This is a genomic window from Sphingomonas sp. LH128, assembly GCF_000293195.2.
Taxonomy (GTDB): Bacteria; Pseudomonadota; Alphaproteobacteria; order Sphingomonadales; family Sphingomonadaceae; genus Novosphingobium; species Novosphingobium resinovorum_A.
In genome coordinates this window covers 1-380 of the sequence record NZ_ALVC01000561.1, presented here as the reverse complement: position 1 = coordinate 380, position 380 = coordinate 1, and the positions used below count along the sequence as shown (strand labels likewise).

Sequence of the window (380 nt, the reverse complement as noted above, 5' to 3'; positions counted from 1 at the left end):
TTGGCCGATGCCGCCGCCTTGCCAAGGACTGGGAAACCACCATCGCATCCTCTACGGCATGGGCGACGATAGCTTCTATCCGCATGCTTACCCGCAGAACTGCAAGGTATTGCTACGGTTGAAAAACTTCCGAGTCAGGCACTTAGATTCCTGCCACTAGGGGCGCCGCTTACAGAATAAATATATATATTCTTGGCCTTTATGAGCCGCCCCGCGATGGCCGGAGGCCCTACCCCTGAGAGAAAAGGGCTACACCAAAAGTGCGGGAGAGCCTCCTTGTGGGTCGTGTCCCACGGGGTGGTGTAGGAAGGTTTTCCCGAGAAGGGTGGCCACCGTCGATCTTCTGGTAGGGTTCGGATGCGAACTCGAACCTGGAGAAG

The 380-nt window shown here is 56.3% G+C and carries 1 pseudogene; it reads left to right on the top strand.

The window, feature by feature from the left end:
• Positions 1–122, top strand: a pseudogene (locus LH128_RS33970) (IS5/IS1182 family transposase); the annotation flags it as partial.
• Positions 123–380 lie beyond the last annotated feature (258 nt).